The organism is Loktanella sp. DJP18 (genome assembly GCF_049310965.1).
Classification (GTDB): Bacteria; Pseudomonadota; Alphaproteobacteria; order Rhodobacterales; family Rhodobacteraceae; genus Loktanella.
Genome location: NZ_JBMERN010000422.1, coordinates 1 through 507, shown reverse-complemented (window position 1 = coordinate 507; position 507 = coordinate 1). Strand labels below are relative to the sequence as shown.

Annotated in this window: 1 protein-coding gene; it reads left to right on the top strand. The window is 59.0% G+C overall.

The genetic code is table 11. The annotated features are described in order from the left end of the window. Positions 1 to 507, top strand: a 507-nt coding sequence (locus ACOI1H_RS26255; RefSeq protein WP_422441304.1) for a hypothetical protein, incomplete at both ends; no start/stop codon positions are given.

Below are 507 nucleotides of genomic sequence, written 5' to 3'. Positions count from 1 at the left end.
TGAGATCAATGCGATTGCGGGTCTTGACCCGGACACGCTGGTGCCGGAGACGCCAGCACCGCAGGCACCGGTGCCTCTCTCGACCTCACGACTGGAGAAAGCCCGGTATCTGCGCATGCACACCCGGTTCTTTCGCCTGCTGGGTGGCATCGGCAAGCTTAAGCAGAAGCGGCGCGACGTCTATGCATCGGTGGCAGCCATCAAGAAGAACTGGCTGGGCTTCGTCGCGGGCGCAAAGGTGAAACTGGCCGAGAAGCACGGTGCCGTCGTGGTGAGTGAAGACCTCACCATTCTGACAATTCCGAATGACGATCCCGCCTACAAGGGACGCACGTTCAACAAGATGATCAACAACGGGGCGAAGGGGCAGTATATCCGTCGTTCCGAAGACAAGCTGACGTGGCGGGGTATCCCGCACCTCAAAGTGCCGAGTTTCTATTCCAGCACGACGGACTGGCGCACTGGCACTGTCGAAAAGACCCAACGAGCGAACAGCACCTTCAAATC